At 55.2% G+C, this 18082-nt stretch carries 15 protein-coding genes; 7 read left to right on the plus strand and 8 right to left on the minus strand.

Annotated features, from left to right (window positions below):
* Positions 1 to 42 precede the first annotated feature (42 nt).
* Positions 43 to 825: an arylamine N-acetyltransferase family protein gene (locus VHE34_RS11300; protein ID WP_325587841.1), complete on the plus strand. Its 783-nt coding sequence runs from the start codon at positions 43 to 45 to the stop codon at positions 823 to 825.
* A 12-nt stretch (positions 826 to 837) separates the two neighbouring features.
* Here VHE34_RS11300 and VHE34_RS11305 read toward each other — a convergent pair whose 3' ends face one another.
* From VHE34_RS11305 to lpdA, 4 genes are all read right to left on the minus strand, one after another.
* A complete protein-coding gene (locus VHE34_RS11305) occupies positions 838 to 2532 on the minus strand; it encodes an LA_2272 family surface repeat-containing protein (RefSeq protein WP_325587843.1) in 1695 nt (564 codons plus the stop codon).
* 6 nt (positions 2533 to 2538) lie between these two features.
* Positions 2539 to 3513: a FecR domain-containing protein gene (locus VHE34_RS11310; RefSeq protein ID WP_325587845.1), complete on the minus strand. Its 975-nt coding sequence runs from the start codon at positions 3511 to 3513 to the stop codon at positions 2539 to 2541.
* A gap of 10 nt (positions 3514 to 3523) precedes the next feature.
* Complete coding sequence (locus tag VHE34_RS11315; protein WP_325587847.1) at positions 3524 to 4162, minus strand: RNA polymerase sigma-70 factor; 639 nt, start codon at positions 4160 to 4162, stop codon at positions 3524 to 3526.
* 103 nt (positions 4163 to 4265) lie between these two features.
* A complete protein-coding gene (lpdA, locus tag VHE34_RS11320) occupies positions 4266 to 5669 on the minus strand; it encodes a dihydrolipoyl dehydrogenase (RefSeq protein ID WP_325587849.1) in 1404 nt (467 codons plus the stop codon).
* Positions 5670 to 5809: 140 nt separating this feature from the next.
* On the opposite strand from lpdA, the gene bshB1 reads away from it, so the two are divergent.
* Entirely contained in the window at positions 5810 to 6559 is a 750-nt protein-coding gene (gene bshB1, locus VHE34_RS11325) for a bacillithiol biosynthesis deacetylase BshB1 (RefSeq protein ID WP_325587851.1), read from the plus strand.
* A 109-nt stretch (positions 6560 to 6668) separates the two neighbouring features.
* Positions 6669 to 7736, plus strand: a complete 1068-nt coding sequence (locus tag VHE34_RS11330) for an acyl-CoA desaturase (RefSeq protein WP_325587853.1) — start codon at positions 6669 to 6671, stop codon at positions 7734 to 7736.
* 15 nt (positions 7737 to 7751) lie between these two features.
* On the opposite strand, the gene VHE34_RS11335 is transcribed toward VHE34_RS11330, so the two are convergent.
* Positions 7752 to 9620 carry an LIC_10190 family membrane protein gene (locus VHE34_RS11335; protein ID WP_325587855.1) on the minus strand — a complete coding sequence of 623 codons (1869 nt, stop codon included), beginning with the start codon at positions 9618 to 9620 and terminating at the stop codon, positions 7752 to 7754.
* A gap of 77 nt (positions 9621 to 9697) precedes the next feature.
* On the opposite strand from VHE34_RS11335, the gene VHE34_RS11340 reads away from it, so the two are divergent.
* On the plus strand, positions 9698 to 10573 hold the full coding sequence (locus VHE34_RS11340) for a carbon-nitrogen hydrolase (RefSeq protein ID WP_325587857.1): 876 nt from the start codon (positions 9698 to 9700) through the stop codon (positions 10571 to 10573).
* 13 nt (positions 10574 to 10586) lie between these two features.
* Positions 10587 to 11624: an agmatine deiminase family protein gene (locus VHE34_RS11345; protein ID WP_325587859.1), complete on the plus strand. Its 1038-nt coding sequence runs from the start codon at positions 10587 to 10589 to the stop codon at positions 11622 to 11624.
* Here the strand turns inward: VHE34_RS11345 and VHE34_RS11350 are convergent.
* Positions 11569 to 12204 carry a methyltransferase domain-containing protein gene (locus tag VHE34_RS11350; protein WP_325587863.1) on the minus strand — a complete coding sequence of 212 codons (636 nt, stop codon included), beginning with the start codon at positions 12202 to 12204 and terminating at the stop codon, positions 11569 to 11571. The two genes, VHE34_RS11345 and VHE34_RS11350, sit on opposite strands and share 56 nt — an antisense overlap.
* A complete protein-coding gene (locus VHE34_RS11355; RefSeq protein ID WP_325587865.1) occupies positions 12197 to 13033 on the minus strand; it encodes a universal stress protein in 837 nt (278 codons plus the stop codon). The genes VHE34_RS11350 and VHE34_RS11355 overlap by 8 nt, the downstream gene beginning before the upstream one ends.
* Before the next feature lie 130 nt (positions 13034 to 13163).
* On the opposite strand from VHE34_RS11355, the gene smc reads away from it, so the two are divergent.
* Together smc and VHE34_RS11365 are read left to right on the plus strand one after the other, a co-directional pair.
* Positions 13164 to 16685, plus strand: a complete 3522-nt coding sequence (gene smc, locus VHE34_RS11360; RefSeq protein ID WP_325587867.1) for a chromosome segregation protein SMC — start codon at positions 13164 to 13166, stop codon at positions 16683 to 16685.
* A gap of 2 nt (positions 16686 to 16687) precedes the next feature.
* Positions 16688 to 17017: a DMT family protein gene (locus VHE34_RS11365; RefSeq protein WP_325587869.1), complete on the plus strand. Its 330-nt coding sequence runs from the start codon at positions 16688 to 16690 to the stop codon at positions 17015 to 17017.
* Positions 17018 to 17028: 11 nt separating this feature from the next.
* On the opposite strand, the gene VHE34_RS11370 is transcribed toward VHE34_RS11365, so the two are convergent.
* On the minus strand, positions 17029 to 18081 hold the full coding sequence (locus tag VHE34_RS11370) for an oxidoreductase (RefSeq protein ID WP_325587871.1): 1053 nt from the start codon (positions 18079 to 18081) through the stop codon (positions 17029 to 17031).
* Position 18082 lies beyond the last annotated feature (1 nt).

Here is an 18082-nt window from a genome sequence, read left to right on the forward strand (position 1 = left end):
TGAGACCTATACGCACTGGATTTGATAAACTAAACTAAAAGCATGGACATAAGCGGTTATTTAAGAAGGATCAATTACAATGGGATTGTTTACAGAGACCTGGCCAGTTTGAGGGAACTACAATACAATCATGTATTTTCCATCCCCTTCGAGACCCTGGACATCCACAACCAGGTTCCTATTCTGTTACAAATCAATTTTTTGTATCAAAAGGTCATCCATGACAACCGGGGCGGTTATTGCTACGAACTGAACGTCCTATTTCATAATTTATTGACCCACTGCGGCTTTGACGTCCGGATGATCGGGGGCCGGTTGCATCACGGCAACGGGAAGTTTGGCCGGGAATTCGAGCATATGGCGTTGATAGTAGAACTGAAGGGCCGTCAATGGCTTGTGGATGTGGGATATGGCGACTTCTCGCTGATGCCGCTGGCGATCATGCCCGGCGAGATCCAAAGCGACGGCCGCAATTTCTACCAGGTGATCGATCCGGTTGTTGTGGACGGCCGGTCGTATCTTGGGGTCGCCAAATGGAATGCTTCCAAACAGGACTTCAAGCTCGACTACGTCTTTACCCTTACTCCGCGTGTGTTGGAGGATTTTTATTCGATGAATGAATATCACCAGACCTCACCCGACTCCCATTTCCGGCGGAGCGTCATCTGTACGCTGCCGACAAAGGACGGGCGGATCAGTATGATCAATAACAAACTGATCCGGACGGAGAATGGCAAGCGGCAGGTGCGGATCATCCAGAGCGATGATCAGCGGGATGAGATCCTGGAAAAGTACTTCCATATGGATATGGTGTATCTCCTCTAAATTTTTTTGCACTTACAGGAAACTGATGGCGGCATGCCAGCCGATCCAACCTATATTATTACCTGAAACCGTGAAGGTGGAATAGGGAACGGGCTGGTATTCGTGTCCGGCGATGGTGTAGACCCTGTCGGGGTTATACAGCGCGACGGAGGGGCCGGCCGAGAAGGAGAGCCATTTGCCGGCCTGCCAGCGGAGGTTGAGATTGAGGCGTTGAATCCAGGTGTTATGGGAGTAGTTCTTCCATTCAACCGGGGCGACGTGGAGCGAGCTGGCTTCGAGATCGATGGCGAGGCTATTATTGATCGGGAAGCGGTGACCGATGCCGAAGCCGGTGTACCAGGACTTTCTGTCTTCGGTGGGATTCATTCCAAAAAGAAGGATGGTATAAAGGGCTTTGTTGCCTGACTTATAGGCGATGTTCAGGGGTGCGAACTCGTCGGCGAATAGCGAGATCTCGTGCATGCCGCCGTGCCTGACGAAGTTGAAGAGGCCGAGACTGGCGCCGTCGGAAGTATCGGCAATATTGATGACGCCAAGCTGGAAGCCTTTGAGGTGGCGTGTAATATTGATGACGCCCAGTTGGGCGCCATTTGCGTGATTGGCAAGGTTGACGGCGCCCGAGAGTTGGACGCCGTTGAGGTTTCGGGCGACGTTGACGGCTCCGGCGGCCTGTACGCCTTTCATCGAGTCGATGGCGCGGTTATATACCCCGGCCATTTGTACGCCGGCAACGGTATCGCCGGCGATGTTGACTGCGCCGGCGGCCTGTACGCCCATCACCTTTCTCCTATCGATGTTAAAGACTCCGCCGAGCTCGACGCCTTCCAAACCGCCGGAGTAACCACCGACGATGTTGACCGAGAATTTATTGGTGACCTGGGAGTTGAGCGCCCCGTTGGTGCTCAGGCGGGGAAGCAGGGAAACCTGTACGGGGCGTTGGATGAACAGCTTCTTCAGGTTGAGGGATTGCATCTTCAGCCGGGAGGAGAGCAGGAGCCTGCCAAAGCCCGTCATTTCCACCCGTACGAGATCGTTTTTCAGGATCGTCTTTATCTGTGCCGAGTCGGCCTGGAGGACGATATTGATCGTGTCCGGCGCGGTTGTTTGCGGCGACAGGGTAACCGGCGAGGTCGAGAAGGCGGGGCTGAGCAGGATGGTCAGCCGGCCGGCGTCACCAGGGAGATGGATGGTGGTGTCGAGATAGAATTCCTTGCTGATGGTGAGTGATCCGGGTTCGGCGGAGGACCGGAGCTTTATAACGAAACTGCCATCCTCTTTACTGAGGGTGGCAATCATTCGATTGGGGTCGTAGACACTGGCGTCGGGCACTTTCTCGCGGGTGACCTCGTCGAGAATGACACCGGTGATGAGGTAGTGTTTGGGTTCCGGCGGGGGGAGTGCTTTTGGTGGCGCGGCGGGTAGGAGGATCAGGTAGCGGCCGTCCTCGTGGTATTCGAGGCGGCCATTGAATAACTTGTCGAGTATTCCGCGGACTGTGTTTGTTTGTTCGGGCAGGGTGATGACGCTGTCCTTGTTAAGAATCGTGCTGTTGTAGCTGAATGTGAATTTACCGGCGGCGCCGATGATTTCCAGGGCCCGGCCGAGGGGCTGTTGTGTTATTTTGATATGGATGGACTGGTCGAGGATGGACTGGGCCCGTGAGACAACGGCCAGGTGAAGGAGTATGAGGAGGAGGTAATGTCTCATGGGCAGTTATTTTTTCAAGAGGATAGAGTCGCCTCTTTTTGTGCTGGTGATCTTCAGCGTTTGGGTCAAAATGGAGAGGATGCGATCGAGGCGTTCGTCGCGGAAGGTAACGCTGACAGGTTGTTTGCTTAGCGCGCCGTCTTCGATGACGATGGGGACGCCGTATGCGTTCTGCAGGGCTTCGGTCAACTGGCCCAAGGGAGTTTCGTTACAGACGAAGACGCGGGGTTGATAGTAGTGATGAATGAGAATGGGGCTTGCATGTTTTTGCAGCTGCCGGTCGGTGGATCCGAGCGTGATGCTTTCGCCGGCGCCGATCTCGATGGCGCCGTTGCTGTTGGCCACTCTTACGCGGCCGCTCTCGACGGAGATCTGAGTGGTCATGGAATCGGTGAGGACATTGAAAGCCGTGCCGAGGACGGTAACGGTGACGCCGTTGGCGGCCAGTTGGAAAGGGTGTGCTTTATCGGCCGCGACCTGGAAGAAGGCTTCGCCCTGGAGTTGAACGTTGCGGTGGTTGAATTTTTTTGGATGGGTGAGGGTCGAGTGTATGTTCAGGGTCACGAGGGTCCCATCGGGCAGGGTGTCCCTGACGATCCTGTTGTTGGAGCTGAGGGTTTGCAGCGGTTGGTTGCCGCCAGGCCAGCCGAAGAAGGTGAAAAAGAGAATGGGTAACAAGATGGCGGCGGCTGCAGCCATGGCCCAGGGAAGGGGGATGACCGGTCTGGGACGGGCGGGTTTGTTAAGCTTTTTGCGGAGGGTCTGCCAGGCTTTTTCTTCCTCGCCTTCGCTCTCGATCAGGGGGGAAGGAGTAAGGTGGATGCTTTTGTCCCAGATGAGCTGGAGCTGCTCATAGTAGTGGCGGTTGTCCGGCGACGCGTTCAGCCAGGTCTCGACGACCTGCTTTTCTTCGGGGGTTGCCTCCCGGAGCAGGTATTTGACCAGCAGGTCATCGATCGGTGTATGGTATTGTTGGTTCAATTGGGTCGTTTTAGTGGTTTGAGTGGCTTATGAGGCTTGTGAGGAAGAGGGCGATCCCGGGCAGGAATTCGATCAGCCTCGCCCGGAGGATGCGGAGGGCCTTGCTCATCTGGTTCTCGACGGTCTTTGGGGAGATACCGAGACGGGTACCGATCTCCTGGTAGCGCAGTCCTTCGAAGCGGCTCATCTGGAAGATGGTGCGGCATTGCTGAGGGAGGCCGGCGATGGCTTTGTGCAGTCTTTTTTCCAGCTCGTCCTGGTGCAGCTTTCTGTGGGCGGAATCCGTTTGATGGTTCATAGTGCGATGGAGCCAGGATTGATAGAGGCGTCTCACCTTATTATGTTTCAGGGCGTTGAGGCTTTCGTTATAAACGGCCCGGTACAGATAGGCGGGGACGGAGTCGGAGAAGTTGAGGACCTCGATGCGTTCCCAGAGCTTGAAGAAGATGGTCTGGACGATATCTTCGGCGACCTGCTGTTCCTGTACGAAGGTGAAGGCGTATTGGCGGAGGGGCTTAAAATGGGCTTTGAACAGTTGCCCGAATACTTCTTCGTCCCGGCTTTTCAGCAGCCGGATGGTTTCGGCATCGTCCCATTCCATGGTTAGCGGTTGTGTAATAGCCTTTTTATAGATGGCGTTGGTGATCAAATCCTCTTTATTCGATAACAACCGAGGGGAAAGATACCCCTATGCCGTGCATAAATAAAAAAATAGGGCCCTTTGGGGGCCCTATTTATATGTTTGGAATCTATTATAGATGGATGGCTTCGCCATAGGCGGCTTCCACGGCGTCTTTTACTGCTTCGCTGATGGTCGGGTGCGGGTGGACGGCGTCGAGGACCTCGTGGTAAGTGGTCTCGAGCTTGCGGCCGAGGACCGTTTCGGAGATGATCTCGGTGACGTTGTAGCCGATCATGTGGGTGCCGAGCCATTCGCCGTATTTGGCGTCGAAGATGACCTTTACGAATCCTTCGGTGTGACCGACGCCGGTTGCCTTACCGGAGGCGCTGAGGGGGAATTTCCCGACTTTTACTTCGTAGCCTGCATCGCGGGCCTGCTTTTCGGTGAGACCGGCGGATGCGATCTCCGGGGTGCAATAGGTACAGCCCGGGATATTGTTGTAGTCGAGGCTTTCCGGCTGGTGGTTGTATTTCTTTTCGTTGTAGGCGATGTTCTCTACGCAGATGATGGCCTCTTTTGTGGAAACGTGGGCGAGGGCCTGGCCGGGTACGCAGTCACCGACGGCGTAGATGCCGGGGACGCTGGTCTGGTAGAATTTGTCAACGACGATCTTACCCTTGTCGGTCTTTACGCCGAGGGTCTCGAGACCGATGTTCTCGATATTGGCGGCGATGCCGACCGCGCTGAGGACGATATCGGCTTCGAGGGTAATTTCCCCGGTGGGGGTCTTTACCTTGGCCTTCACGCCGTTACCGCTGGTATCGAGGCTGGTGACTTCGCTGCTGGTGAGGATCTCGATGCCGTATTTCTTGTAGTTCTTTTCAAGCTCTTTGGAGATATCCTCGTCTTCAACGGGGACAATGCGGGGGAGGAACTCCACGATCGTGACCTTGGTGCCCATGGACCAGTAGAAGTAGGCGAATTCGACGCCGATTGCGCCGCTGCCGACGACGATGATGCTATTGGGTTTTGTGGGCAGGGTCATGGCTTCGCGATAGCCGATGACCTTTTTGCCATCCTGTTTCAGGTTGGGCAGTTCGCGGCTACGGGCTCCGGTGGCCACAATGATGTGTTTGCCTTCAACGATCTGGTTCTTGCCGTCTGCGGCGGTGACTTCGATCTGGCCTTTGGCCTTCAGCTTGCCGACGCCCATGATGACGTCGATCTTGTTCTTGCGCATGAGGAATTGAACGCCTTTGCTCATTTTATCGGCGACGCCGCGGCTGCGCTTGATGACTGCGGGGAAATCGGGAGTGCCGCTGGCTTCGATACCGTAGTCCCTGGAGTGGAGGATGTCCTGGTATACCTGTGCACTTTTCAGCAATGCTTTCGTAGGGATGCAACCCCAGTTGAGGCATACGCCGCCGAGGTTCTCTTTTTCGATGATCGCTACTTTAAGGCCTAACTGTGAAGCCCGGATGGCGGCGGGATAACCGCCGGTACCGCTGCCGAGCACGACTAGATCGTATGCCATGTCTATTGCTAATTTTCTGGTTTACTATTAAATAAGCGTGGACGCCCCTGCCGGGCGTCAAGCGACCCGCGAAGCTACTGCATCAGGGGGAAATAGCCAAAAACCGACCCTCAATCCAAAAAGCGGGTATATTTGCGGCCATGAAGTCAGATCTGAAGTTAGACATACTTGCTATTGCCGTGCATCCCGACGATGTAGAGCTGGGATGTGCGGGGACTTTGCTGATGGAGAAAATGAACGGGAAGAAGATCGGCGTCGTCGATCTGACGCGCGGTGAATTGGGGACGAGGGGGACGGTTGAGCTGCGGGCGCAGGAGGCGGCGCGGTCGGCGGAGATCCTTGGGCTGGACGCGCGCGAAAACCTGGGGATGGCGGATGGTTTTTTCCGCAATGACGAGGAGCATCAACGGCGGCTGATCCGGGCGATCCGGAAGTACCGGCCGGAGATAGTGCTGGGCAATTCGCTGGAGGATCGCCATCCGGACCATGGCCGGGCCGGGCACCTGATCAGCGATGCCTGTTTCCTGAGCGGGCTGCGGAAGATCGAGACTACGGACGCCGCGGGGCGTCTGCAGGAGCACTGGCGGCCCAAGCATGTCTTTCACTATATCCAGGACCGGTACTATGCGCCCAGCTTCGTCTACGATATCTCGCCGGTGTTCGAGAAGAAACTGGCGTCGATCAGGGCTTATTCCTCGCAGTTCTTTTCGGCCGAGTACGGTGAGAGCGAGCCGCAAACCTATATTTCGACGCCGGAGTTCCTGAATGCGGTGATCGGCAGGCACCAGATGTTCGGGAAGATGATCGGAGTGCCCTATGCCGAAGGGTTTATCACCGAAAAGATGATCGGGGTGAGGAATTTTGAGGCGTTTGTACAGATGGATACTTAAAAAATTGTAATTACGTTATTATATTGGGTGGTTTTTAACATTGAAACCGCCTGAATCCGTGCCGAATGGTTTACCTTTGTTCCTCAATTGTTAAAAATTCGTTCAAGTCATGTCATTGCCAAAGTTCTCGCAAGCTACCCAGTCTTTCCATACGGAACTGAAGAAGCGGATCAGCGCTTATTTTGAGGAGGTTGGAACATCGCAGACGGGTAACTACAACCTGTTCCTCAAGGCGGTGATCCTGATGGTAACCTTTGTCTTAATCTATATTCACCTGGTGTTCTTTACGCCGGGGGCGGTGTGGGCCATCCTGGAGAGTGTTCTGTTGGGAGGCGTGGTCGCGGCGATCGGGTTCAATGTGATGCATGACGGGGCGCATGGCAGCTTTTCGAAATACCGGTGGGTGAACAGCCTTGCGGCATTTTCCCTGAATATCCTTGGCGGGAACAGCTTTATGTGGAACATGAAGCACAATGTGGTCCATCACGCTTATACGAACGTAGACGGCATCGACGACGATATCGATATCCAGCCCTGGATGCGGATGAGCGAGACGCAGAAGCGGTACCGGATGCATCGCTATCAGCATTTGTACTTTTGGGCGCTTTATTCCGTTCTTTATATCTTTTGGATCTTCGTGCTGGACTATCAGAAGTACTTCAAGAGCAAGGTGGGCGCGGTGCCGTTGAAGAAGATGAGCGTAAGCGATCATTTCGTGTTCTGGGGCTTCAAGGTGTTCCACGCTTTTCTCTTTGTCGGCTTGCCGATCTACCGGCTGGGCTGGTATGACTGGATGATCAGTTTTGTCATCTTCACCCTTGTAGCGGGGTTCGTATTGAGCATGGTATTCCAACTGGCGCATACCGTCGAACACACGCAGTTTCCGGTGGCCAACGAGGAGACCGGGAAACTGGACGACGAGTGGGCCATCCACCAGATCAAGACCACGGCCAATTTTGCGACGAGCAATCCCGTCGTTTCGTGGCTTGTCGGCGGGCTGAACTTCCAGATCGAGCATCATCTTTTCCCCAAGATCTCGCATGTACACTACCCGGCGATCAGCAAGATCATCCGGCAGGCCTGCCAGGAATATGGGCTGGTGTATATCGAATATCCCCGTGTCCGGTATGCGGTTGCTTCGCATGTGGCCTTTCTGCGGCAGATGGGGAGGAAATAGTCCCCTTTTTCCTTCTTATTTCAGGAACTGCGGATAATGCAGCTTCACCTCGTCGATGGTGGTGCGGAATCCCTCGTCCAGACGCGAACCGCGCATTTCAACCGTTCCGTAGTTGAATTCCATACAGGGGAGGCAGGCATTGATGCAATGATGGTTATCATCAGACAGGTACATCTTTGTCCCGTTGCTCAGAACCCGAAACGGGAAATCCATTTTTTCTTTGGCATTGTAGTCGATCGACCGGAGCGGTTTTAGCCAGCAGTCGGCGAGTGTGAATGGGTATGTGGAACCCCGTGTAAACCCGGAGCGGATATAGAAGACGCCCGTCAATGTCAGAGCGACGAGCGCCAATGCGGGAAACCACCGGGCAGGGCCTGCAACCGCGGCCTGTTTTTGAGGGGAAGGGTGGAAAAAGGTATCGGCCGCATCGAACATCGGAAGCATGAAGCAGAGATAAACATAGGTGGAGCCAAAGCGGAATACCGGGGAGGCCTGGAGCCATGCCAGGGTGGCGATGGCGACAATGACCCAGGGCGCCAGCAGGGGTGCCCGGGTCTTGCGGAGGAAGATGCGAATCCCCCAGTAGAAGGGGGAAAGAAGGGCCATGAAAAGGAAAACCATATCCATCGGGCGCAGGGAAAGGGATTTTCTTACCCACTCGGGGAACCAACCAAACAGCGTTTTTGAGCGGGCGATCGCGATGGGTGAAAAGTCCCCTTCGGTTTTTGGGATCTGGTTGATATAATTGATCTCCATTTTTACTACGTCTGCGGGGACCTTCCAATCCGGGTGAAACCAGCCGGTGGCGGAGAAGGGGAAGGCGAGATATCCGCTGAGGATATAGTTCCTCCCCATCCATGGCAGGAAGATCAGCAGACCGACGAGGGCGGTTCGCCCTATCAGGGCCGGTGTTCGTTGGGTTCGCGGTAAGTTAAAGAACTGGTAGAGCAGGGCAGGCAGGAGGGCGAAGGCGGCGGGCTTGACAATAATGGCATAAAGGATGATAATGGCTGGAACCGCGTTGTCCGCGAGACTGGAACCGCCTTTGGCGGTTTGCCAGGGAGGGCAGACATCAGCGGTGTGCGCCGATCGGCCCATTTTTTCCTCCAGTCCGTCCGGCGCACGCATGCTGCCGGCAAGATTATTCTCCGCCAACTTGATGAGGATATAGCACATGCATACCTGTTGCATCACTCCGGGAGAGGTGGAAGGAATGTAAATGAGGGTGATGCGGTAGACGAGGATGATGAACCCGCAGTATAACAGGCCGCGGACGGTCCTTCCGGCGCGCAGCATCCGCACCAGCAGCCAGGCGTAAAAGAAAAGTGCGGCCACTCCGTTCAGCGGGTAGAGCGCTTCACCTGTCAGGGCGCTAAAGGAGTAGGCAGACTCGATAAGGAAGCAGGCCGGATTGAAGCCCAATCGCCCATTGAGGTTGGCGAGTCCCGGTACGACCTTGAATTTTTCGTACCAGAGGATCGACTCGATATGGTAGATTGTGGAATCCTGGCTGGGATTGGGCAGTATCCAATAGATGAGGCAGACGATGCCGATAAGGGTGGTGAATGGCCAATGTCGCGGGGCGAAGAAGAACCGGAGGTTGCGGCGGATGGACTGCATAATAGCGTGAGTTTGATCCCGGTATTGAACGTTGACGAAAAGAGCCAGGATGGCGGGGGGGACCAGGGTCCATTGATTGACGGGTAAAAAGAAGGAAAGCAAATTGAAATAAAGGGAGGATGCCAGCAGACCCAGGAGAAGCAGTTCCAGCAGATCGGTATGTAGTGGCGTCCGGAAGAGGCGGGCCAGGATCTTGCGGGTGAAAAGACCCAGGGAAAGCGTAATAAAGATGAGAAGGAGAGAGTCGCCGAGAAGTAGTAACATGGCCGGGAAGTTATGAAAATATGACGTAAATTTGCGTCCTCAAAAAAAACGCTGGACGCGTAGCAGTCCGAATCAATATGAGCAAAGTCAAGGTGGGACTTGTGCAGATGAGCTGCACGGCCGATAAGGCGGCCAACCTTCAGAAGGCCATGGACAAGATCAGGGAAGCGGCGGCCAAGGGGGCGCAGGTGGTTTGTCTGCAGGAGCTGTTCACCTCCCTGTATTTTTGCGATGAGGAAGACTACGCCAATTTCTCGCTGGCCGAGGCGATCCCTGGTCCTTCTACGGAGGTGCTTGGGAAGTTGGCGGGAGAGCTTGGGGTGGTCGTTATTGCCTCGTTGTTCGAGAAGCGGGCGCAGGGGTTGTATCACAATACGACCGCGGTGCTGGATGCCGATGGAAGCTACCTCGGCAAGTACCGGAAGATGCATATTCCCGACGATCCGGCCTACTACGAGAAATTCTATTTTACGCCCGGCGACCTGGGCTATAAGGTGTTCAAGACGAAGTTTGCGACCATTGGGGTCTTGATCTGCTGGGATCAATGGTATCCTGAGGCGGCCCGGATCACTTCCCTGATGGGAGCGGAGATATTGTTCTACCCGACCGCTATCGGGTGGGCGACCTCGCAGGATGAGGCGACGAACGTGGAGCAGTACAATGCCTGGCAGACGATCCAGCGGAGTCATTCCGTCGCCAACGGGGTGCATGTGGTGAGTGTCAACCGGGTGGGATTCGAGCAGGGCGGGGCGATGAAATTCTGGGGCGGCAGCTTTGTGGCGAATCCTTTCGGGACCTTGCTTTATAAGGCCTCGCATGATGCCGAGGAGACGGCGGTGGTGGAGATCGACACGCAGGCGACGGACCGTTACCGGACGCACTGGCCCTTTATGCGGGACAGGAGGATCGATTCGTATCAACCTATTACCAAACGGTTTATTGACGAAGACTAAACTTATCGGCGGTATGACCCCCAGACAAGCAGGCTACTATTTCCCGGCAGAATTTGCGCGGCACAGCGCCACTTGGCTTAGCTGGCCGCATAAGGAAGCTTCCTGGCCGGGAAAGATCGAGAGCATCTATCCTTATTATGCGCAGTTCGTCATGGAGCTTGCGAAGGGGGAGGAGGTGTGCATCAATGTGGCCGATGAGGCGATGAAGGCGTTTGCGCTTGGGCATTTGCAGGCTGCCGGTGTCGACCTGGAGATGGTGCGTTTCTTTCTTCATCCGACCAACGATGCGTGGTGCCGGGACCATGGTCCGGCCTTTCTTGTCAATCCTGCGGCTGCGCAGAAGAAGGTGATCGTGGACTGGAATTATAATGCCTGGGGGAATAAGTATCCGCCTTATGACCTGGATGACGATATCCCGACGCACATCGGCAGGGCGTTGGGGTTGCCGGTGTATTACCCGGGGATCATCATGGAGGGGGGATCGGTGGAGTTCAACGGGAAGGGGACGGTGTTGACCTCTACCTGCTGCCTGTTGAATCCTAATCGTAACCCGGCGCTGGGGCGGGACGAGATCGAGGGATATCTGCGGGACTATTATGGGGTGGAGCAGGTGCTGTGGGTGAAGGAGGGGATCGTCGGGGATGATACCGATGGGCATATCGATGATACGGTTCGGTTTGTGGATGAGGATACGGTGGTTACGGTGGTCGAGGAGAATAAGGGGGATGAGAATTACGAGCTGTTGCAGGAGAATCTTGAGGATCTGTCGCGCATGAGGTTACTGAATGGGAAACAACTCAATATCGTCGAGCTGCCGATGCCGGATGCGGTGGTCTATGAGGATCAGCGGCTGCCGGCTTCTTATGCGAATTTTTATATTGCCAATGAGTCGGTGATCGTGCCGACGTACCGGTGTGATAAAGATGAGAAGGCGTTGCGCATATTGCAAGATTGTTTTCCGGCGAGGAGGGTTGTGGGGATCGATTCGACGGAGATCATCTGGGGGTTGGGGAGTTTTCATTGTTTGAGTCAGCAGGAGCCGTTTGTATGACGGGTCTTCGGCATGCGATGAAGAAGAGTTCGGTTCCGGCGCGGGGTTTTAGGGAGTTGTAGCAGGGTGCGAGGGTCTTTAGCGTAAACTTTTTTTCCAGTAATTGTTGGTATTCGGCTTTGTGGCCGCCGTATGGTGGGCCGCCGGGGAAATCGCGGTCGAAGAGGAGGCCGGCGAGTTTGCCGCCGGGGCGCAGGAGGGTATGTGCTTTTTCCACATACGCGGAGCGTTGGTTAGGGTCGAGGGCGCAGAAGAAGGTTTGTTCGATAATGAGACCGTATTGGCCGGTGTGTTGGAAGAAATCGCCGGTGAGGATCTTTAGCGGGGTGGCGGCAAATTTTTCGCGGAGGCGTTGGGTTGCCCGGGGTGCGATGTCGAGGAGGGTGATGTCGGTGAAGCCGTTGTCGAGGAGCCAGGCGGCTTCCCAGGCGTTGCCGCAGCCGGGGATGAGGATGGATATCGTCTTATCGGGGAGTTGTTCGAAGTAGTGTTGCAGGGGCGGGGAGACACCGCCGATATCCCAGCCGGTATCTCCCTCGCGCCAGCGTTGATCCCAGTATGAGCTTTCGTCCTCAGGCATTGATCGCTGCGATAGGCACGTGGCTGTGGTAGGCGAGCTTCGAAGTGCTCGTCGTTTTGAATACGTTGGACAGCCAGGAGTGCTTCCGGGGGAAGGTGAGGATGAGATCGATATGGTTATCGGCGACGAACTGGTTGGTCGCTTCTACGAAGTCGAAGAGGCGGATGAAGAAGAATTCGGGGTTGAAGGCCTTGAGCTTTTCTTCGAGTTTCAGCCGTTCGGCCTTATACTCTTCAGTGACCTGCACGTAATGCTCGTCGTCGACGTTGACGATAAAGAGGCGGGGCTTGAAGAGGTTGAGGACGGACTTTACGGTATCGATGGGGATGGTGTTATCCACATCCTGGAAGTCGGTGAGCAGCAGGACGTTCTTCGCCGAGGTGGAATGGGTATTCTCGGGGGTGATAATGACGGGGGCGATGGCTCTTTTGACGATGTTCAGTGCGTTGCTGCCCATAAAGACCTGGCCGAGGCGGGTGGCGCCGGTGAGGCCCATGATGATCAGCTGGATATTATTCTTTTTTACATATGCTTCGAGGGTGTCCAGGAAATGGTTGCTTTCTTCGGCGACGACCGAGATCCGGGCGCTGGTGATACCGGAGATATCGATACGGACGCTTTCCAGCGCCAGCTCGACAATTTTCTTCCGGCTGGCGTCCTCCTCTCCTTCGGTACCCAGGGGGCTGCTGTCGGAGCCGTATTCCAGGGCATCGAAGACGTTGTAAAGGATCAGATGGGCGTCAGGGACGAGGGTGGAGATGTGCGCAGCATAGCGGGCTGCGTTCTTGGATGTTTCTGAAAAATCGATGGGAACAATAAAATTATTCATAATTCGAACGTTTGGACAGCCAATATAAATATTATTCACGAGTTTTCAACAAGTGAATATCGCGTGGATCGATTTTCGACCTGATTTCTCTATTTTAATGTAGGTTTGTCGACTACTAAACGAATGTACTGTGCGATTAAAGAGCCTCGAAATTAAAGGATTCAAGAGTTTTGCTGATAAGACCCATATCAGCTTCGACGAGGGCATTACGGGCATTATCGGCCCTAATGGCTGTGGGAAGAGCAATATCATCGATAGCATTCGGTGGGTGATCGGGGAGCAGAAGATCAGTCATCTGCGGTCGGAGAACCTGGAGAGCCTTGTTTTCAATGGGAGCAAGACGAGAAGCGCCTCCGGCCTGGCCGAGGTGAGTCTCACCTTCGAGAATACGAAGAACCTGCTGCCTACGGAGTTCAGCACGGTGACCGTTACCCGAAAGTTCTATAAGAGTGGGGAGAGCGAGTACCGGTTAAACGACGTGTCCTGCCGGCTAAAGGACATCCAGAATCTATTTATGGATACTGGAGTCAGTACTGATAGCTATGCCATTATCGAACTGGGGATGGTGGACGATATTATTAAAGATAAGGATAACAGCCGAAGAAGGATGCTGGAGCAGGCCGCCGGGGTTACGATCTATAAGACCCGGAAGAAAGAGGCCCGGCAGAAGCTGGATGCCACGGAGCAGGACCTGGCGCGGATCGAGGATCTGTTGTTCGAGATCAACAACCAGTTGAAGAGCCTTGAGAACCAGGCCAGGAAGGCGGAGAAATACTACGAGATCAAGAAGGAGTACCGGGAGCTGAGCATCGAGCTGGCAAAGGCGGCGCTTGAAGGGTTCAACCTGACCTACCGGGAGCTGAATGAGCAGGCCGAGACGGAAACGGACCGGAAGGTCCGGCTGGAAGCGGTGATCGCGCAGGAGGAGGCGGCCCTGGAGCAGGAGAAGGTCGGGTTTATCGAGAAGGAGCGGGCGCTTCAGTCCATGCAGCATAGGTTCAACGATACGTTGCAGGCGCTGCGGACGAAGGAGAACGAAAAGAACCTGGCGACCCAGCGGCTGAACTTCCTCAAGGAAAAGGAGGGCAGCCTGCAGGAGTTCCTGTTGAAGGGCGAGGGACAGCTCAAAGGATTGGAAGAAAGCATCGTTTTTACCCGCCAGCAGGTGGGTGAGGAAGAGAATAAGTTATCCGGGCTGCAGGAGCAGCTGGAGTCCCTGAAGGACTCAGTCGACGAGACGCGGAAGGTGTTCGACGAGCGCCGGGTGACGATCGACGAACTGCGGCGGGAGAATGCCCGGCTGCAGCGCGATCAGTTCGATGCGGAAAAGAAGGTCGCCGTGGCGGACACTTCGATCCAAAACCTGCAGCGGAGCATCCGCCAGCTGGAAGAGGAGCGGACGGTGCGGGACAGTCAGCTCAAGCAGCTGGAGGAGGAGCGGGTGATCAAGGAGCAGGAGCTGGAAGCGAAGCAGGGCAGTTTGAAGCAGCTGCAGGAGCACCACGAACGGATGAAGGAGAATATCCTACAGGCGCAAGGGCAGCTCGAAGTGCTGCGTCAGCGGCTGGCCGATGAGAGCCGGACGCTGGACGCGAAGAAGAATGAGCACGACCTGCTGAAGAGCCTGATCGATTCGATGGAAGGTTATCCGGAGAGTATCAAATTCCTGCATAAGAATCCTTTATGGGTGCCTGATGCGCCGATCCTTTCCGATATCATTTACGTGAAGGAGGAATTCAGGGCGGCTGTTGAGAATGTGCTGGAGCCGTTCCTGAATTATTATGTCGTAAAGAACCTGACGGAGGGGATGCAGGCGGTGCATCTGTTGGATGAGAAGAAGAAGGGGAAGGCGAACTTCTTCCTGTTGGACAAGATCGGCGGAGGCGTGGCGGCGAACGGGCATTCGTATGAGGGGATGATCCCGGCGATGAATGTCATCGAGGTGGACGAGCGTTATCGTCCCCTGGCCGAGCACCTGCTGGGAAATGTGTACATCGCCGAGAATGAGGAAGCGATGGCCAACAGCAACGGCGCCGTCGTGCTGGAAAAGAGCGGGAAATATGTAAAGGGAAAATATTCGCTGACCGGGGGCAGCGTCGGGCTTTTTGAGGGCAAGAAGATCGGCCGGGCGAAGAACCTCGAGAAGTTGCAAGGGGAGGTGAAGCGGCTGCAGACGGTCGTCGACGGGCTGAAGAAAGATATCCAGGAGAAGCACAACGAAGTGATCGGATATAACGAGCAGCTGAAGGAGCAGGCGATCCGCCAGACGCAGGACGATATCAACCGACTGACGAACTTTGTGTTCTCGCTGGAGAATAAGATCGAGAACCTGCATGCCCAACAGGAGACGTCTACGGGCAGGCTGGAAGAACTGCAGCTGAACCTGGAGGAGACCATCGCCGGGATCGAAGACACGCGGAATGCCTGGGCCGAGCTGGTCCGGGTCGTCGGAGAGCTGAAGGAGAGGGCGCAGGCGGCGGAGGATGAGTACCGGTCGGCGGAGCTGGCGTATAATTCCGCTTCGACGGGATATAACGAATTTAACCTGCAGGTTACCCGGCAGCACAGCAAGATCAATGCGCTGAAGCAGGAGATGGATTTTAAGAGCAAGCAGCTGGTCGATCTGCGGAACCAGATAGAGGTAAATGCATCGCAATTGAAACAGACGCTGGAGAATATTGCCGAAAGCGAGGACCTGCTGGGCGGGTCGGAGACGGCGCTGCTCGAGCTGTTGCGCCGGAAAGAAGAGGAGGAGCGGGTGTTGAATGAGGCCGACCAGGCATATTACAATCTCCGTAACGTTCTTGGCGAAAAGGAAAGCGAGGTGCGTCATAAGAATAAGGAGCGGGAGCAACTGGAGCATCTGCTGGGCGATATCAAGGACCGGCTGAATGAATTGAAACTTCAGTTGGCGGGGATGAAGGAGCGGTTGAACGTGGAATTCCGGATCAATCTCGATGATATCATCGATCAGCCGCGGACGGGGGATGTGCCGGTGGAGGATCTGCAGGAGAAGGCCGACAAGATGAAGAAGCGGCTGGAGAATCTTGGGGAGGTGAATCCGACGGCGATCGAGGCGTTCCAGGAGATGAAGAAACGGTATGAGTTTATCCTGGAGCAGAAGAATGACCTGGTGAGCGCCAAGGATAGCCTGTTACAAACGATCCAGGAGGTGGAGGCGACGGCCAACCAGCAGTTCCTGGATACGTTCAATAAAGTGCGGGAGAATTTCCAGCGGGTGTTCAAATCGCTTTTTACGGAGGAAGATACGGCGGATATGATCCTCGAGAATCCTGAGAACCTGGCGGAGACGGGGATCGATATCGTCGCCAAGCCGAAGGGGAAGCGGCCGTCCTCGATCAGCCAGCTCAGTGGGGGAGAGAAGACGCTGACGGCTACCGCGCTGTTGTTCTCGATCTACCTGATCAAGCCGGCGCCGTTCTGTATCCTCGATGAGGTGGATGCGCCGCTGGATGACGCCAATGTCGGTAAGTTCACCAATATGATCCGGCAGTTCAGCGAGAACTCCCAGTTCATCATCGTTACGCATAATAAGATGACGATGAGTACGGTGGATGTGATCTATGGGGTTACGATGCAGGAACCCGGGGTGAGCAAACTGGTTCCGGTGGATTTCAGAGGGCTGAATTAACTATGCGGACGATCTTACTTCTTTTTGCTTCGAATTGTTTTATGACGGTGGCCTGGTACTGGCACCTGAATCATAAAGAGATGCCTTTGTGGAAAGCGATCCTCATCAGTTGGGGGATCGCTTTTTTTGAATATTGTCTTACGGTTCCGGCGAATCGCCTGGGATCTATCGGGGGAATGAGTGCTTTTCAGCTGAAGATCACCCAGGAGGTGATCACGCTTGTCGTCTTCTCTTTTTTTGCGGTGCTATATCTAAAGGAACCTTTTCATTGGAAGTACCTGGTGGCGTTCTTCCTGTTGTTGGCGGCGGTGTGGGTCGTTTTCAAAAAATAGGCGTTTAATCTTTACCAAACCAATTTCGCGATGCGGCCGTTGCCGCCGGCGAGGAAGACGGTTTTGCCTTTTTTGGCGACGCGGCAGGCGTGGAAGCCGGTGGTCGAGAGGAGGGTCCAGTTGAGGCCGTCGTCGGTGGAGAGGTCGACGCCGGAGGTGCCACAGCAGAGGACGTTGGAGCCGCCGATGAATTCCACGCAACTGCGGTAGCCATGCGGTGGGGTGTTGGGGTGGGTCCAGGTCTTGCCGCCGTCGTTGGTGAGCAGGCAATTCTTTTCCTGCAGCGTATCTTTTGCGAAGTCGCCGCCGACGACGATGAGGTGGTGGCCGCCGTGCAGATTTCCATGATCTTTTACGGCGACGGAGTTGGCGCCGGTGGTGGTTTTGCCCTGGAGGATGGGCATATCGATGATCTTGTCGCGGATGAAAAGGTGGGAGGTGGGGCCGCCGGAGACGAAGCAGGCCTCGTCCTTGTCGAGGTTGCGGACGTTGGTGCCGCTGCTGGCGAAACAGCCTTCGCCGCTGTCGGCTTTGGGCCGTTCGGGGTAGGGGATGTCGTGCCAGCTGTTGCCGCCGTCGAAGCTGCGGGTGACGAAGAAGCGGCCGTCGATCGGATCGCCGACGATGATGCCGCTTTCGCTGTTCCAAAATTCCATGGCATCGAGGAACATTCCTTTTGTGGTATTCTCATAGACCAGTTTCCAGGTCTTGCCGCCGTCGGTGGTTTTGAGGATATCGGCGGGTTCGGCGATGGCCATGACGATGGCGGTGGAAGAATCGAAGGCTTCGATGTCCCTAAAATCCCTTTTTTCATAGCCTGGGACGGTCATCCAGTTGAAGGTCTTGCCGCCATCGGTGGATTTAGCGACGGCGCCGCCGCTGCCGCTGACCCAGACGACTTTATCGCTCACGACGCTTAAACCCCGGAGGGAGGTTTTGGTCCCACTGGCGAGGAGTTCGATATGGGGAGGATTGGGCGTTTGGCCATTGAGCGCTGGGGGAAGTGTAGCGAAAAAGCAACACAATAGCAGGGGGGTGAGGCCAAATATGGCAGAATTCTTCATG

The sequence above is a fragment of the Puia sp. genome (assembly GCF_035546395.1).
Classification (GTDB): domain Bacteria; phylum Bacteroidota; class Bacteroidia; order Chitinophagales; family Chitinophagaceae; genus Puia.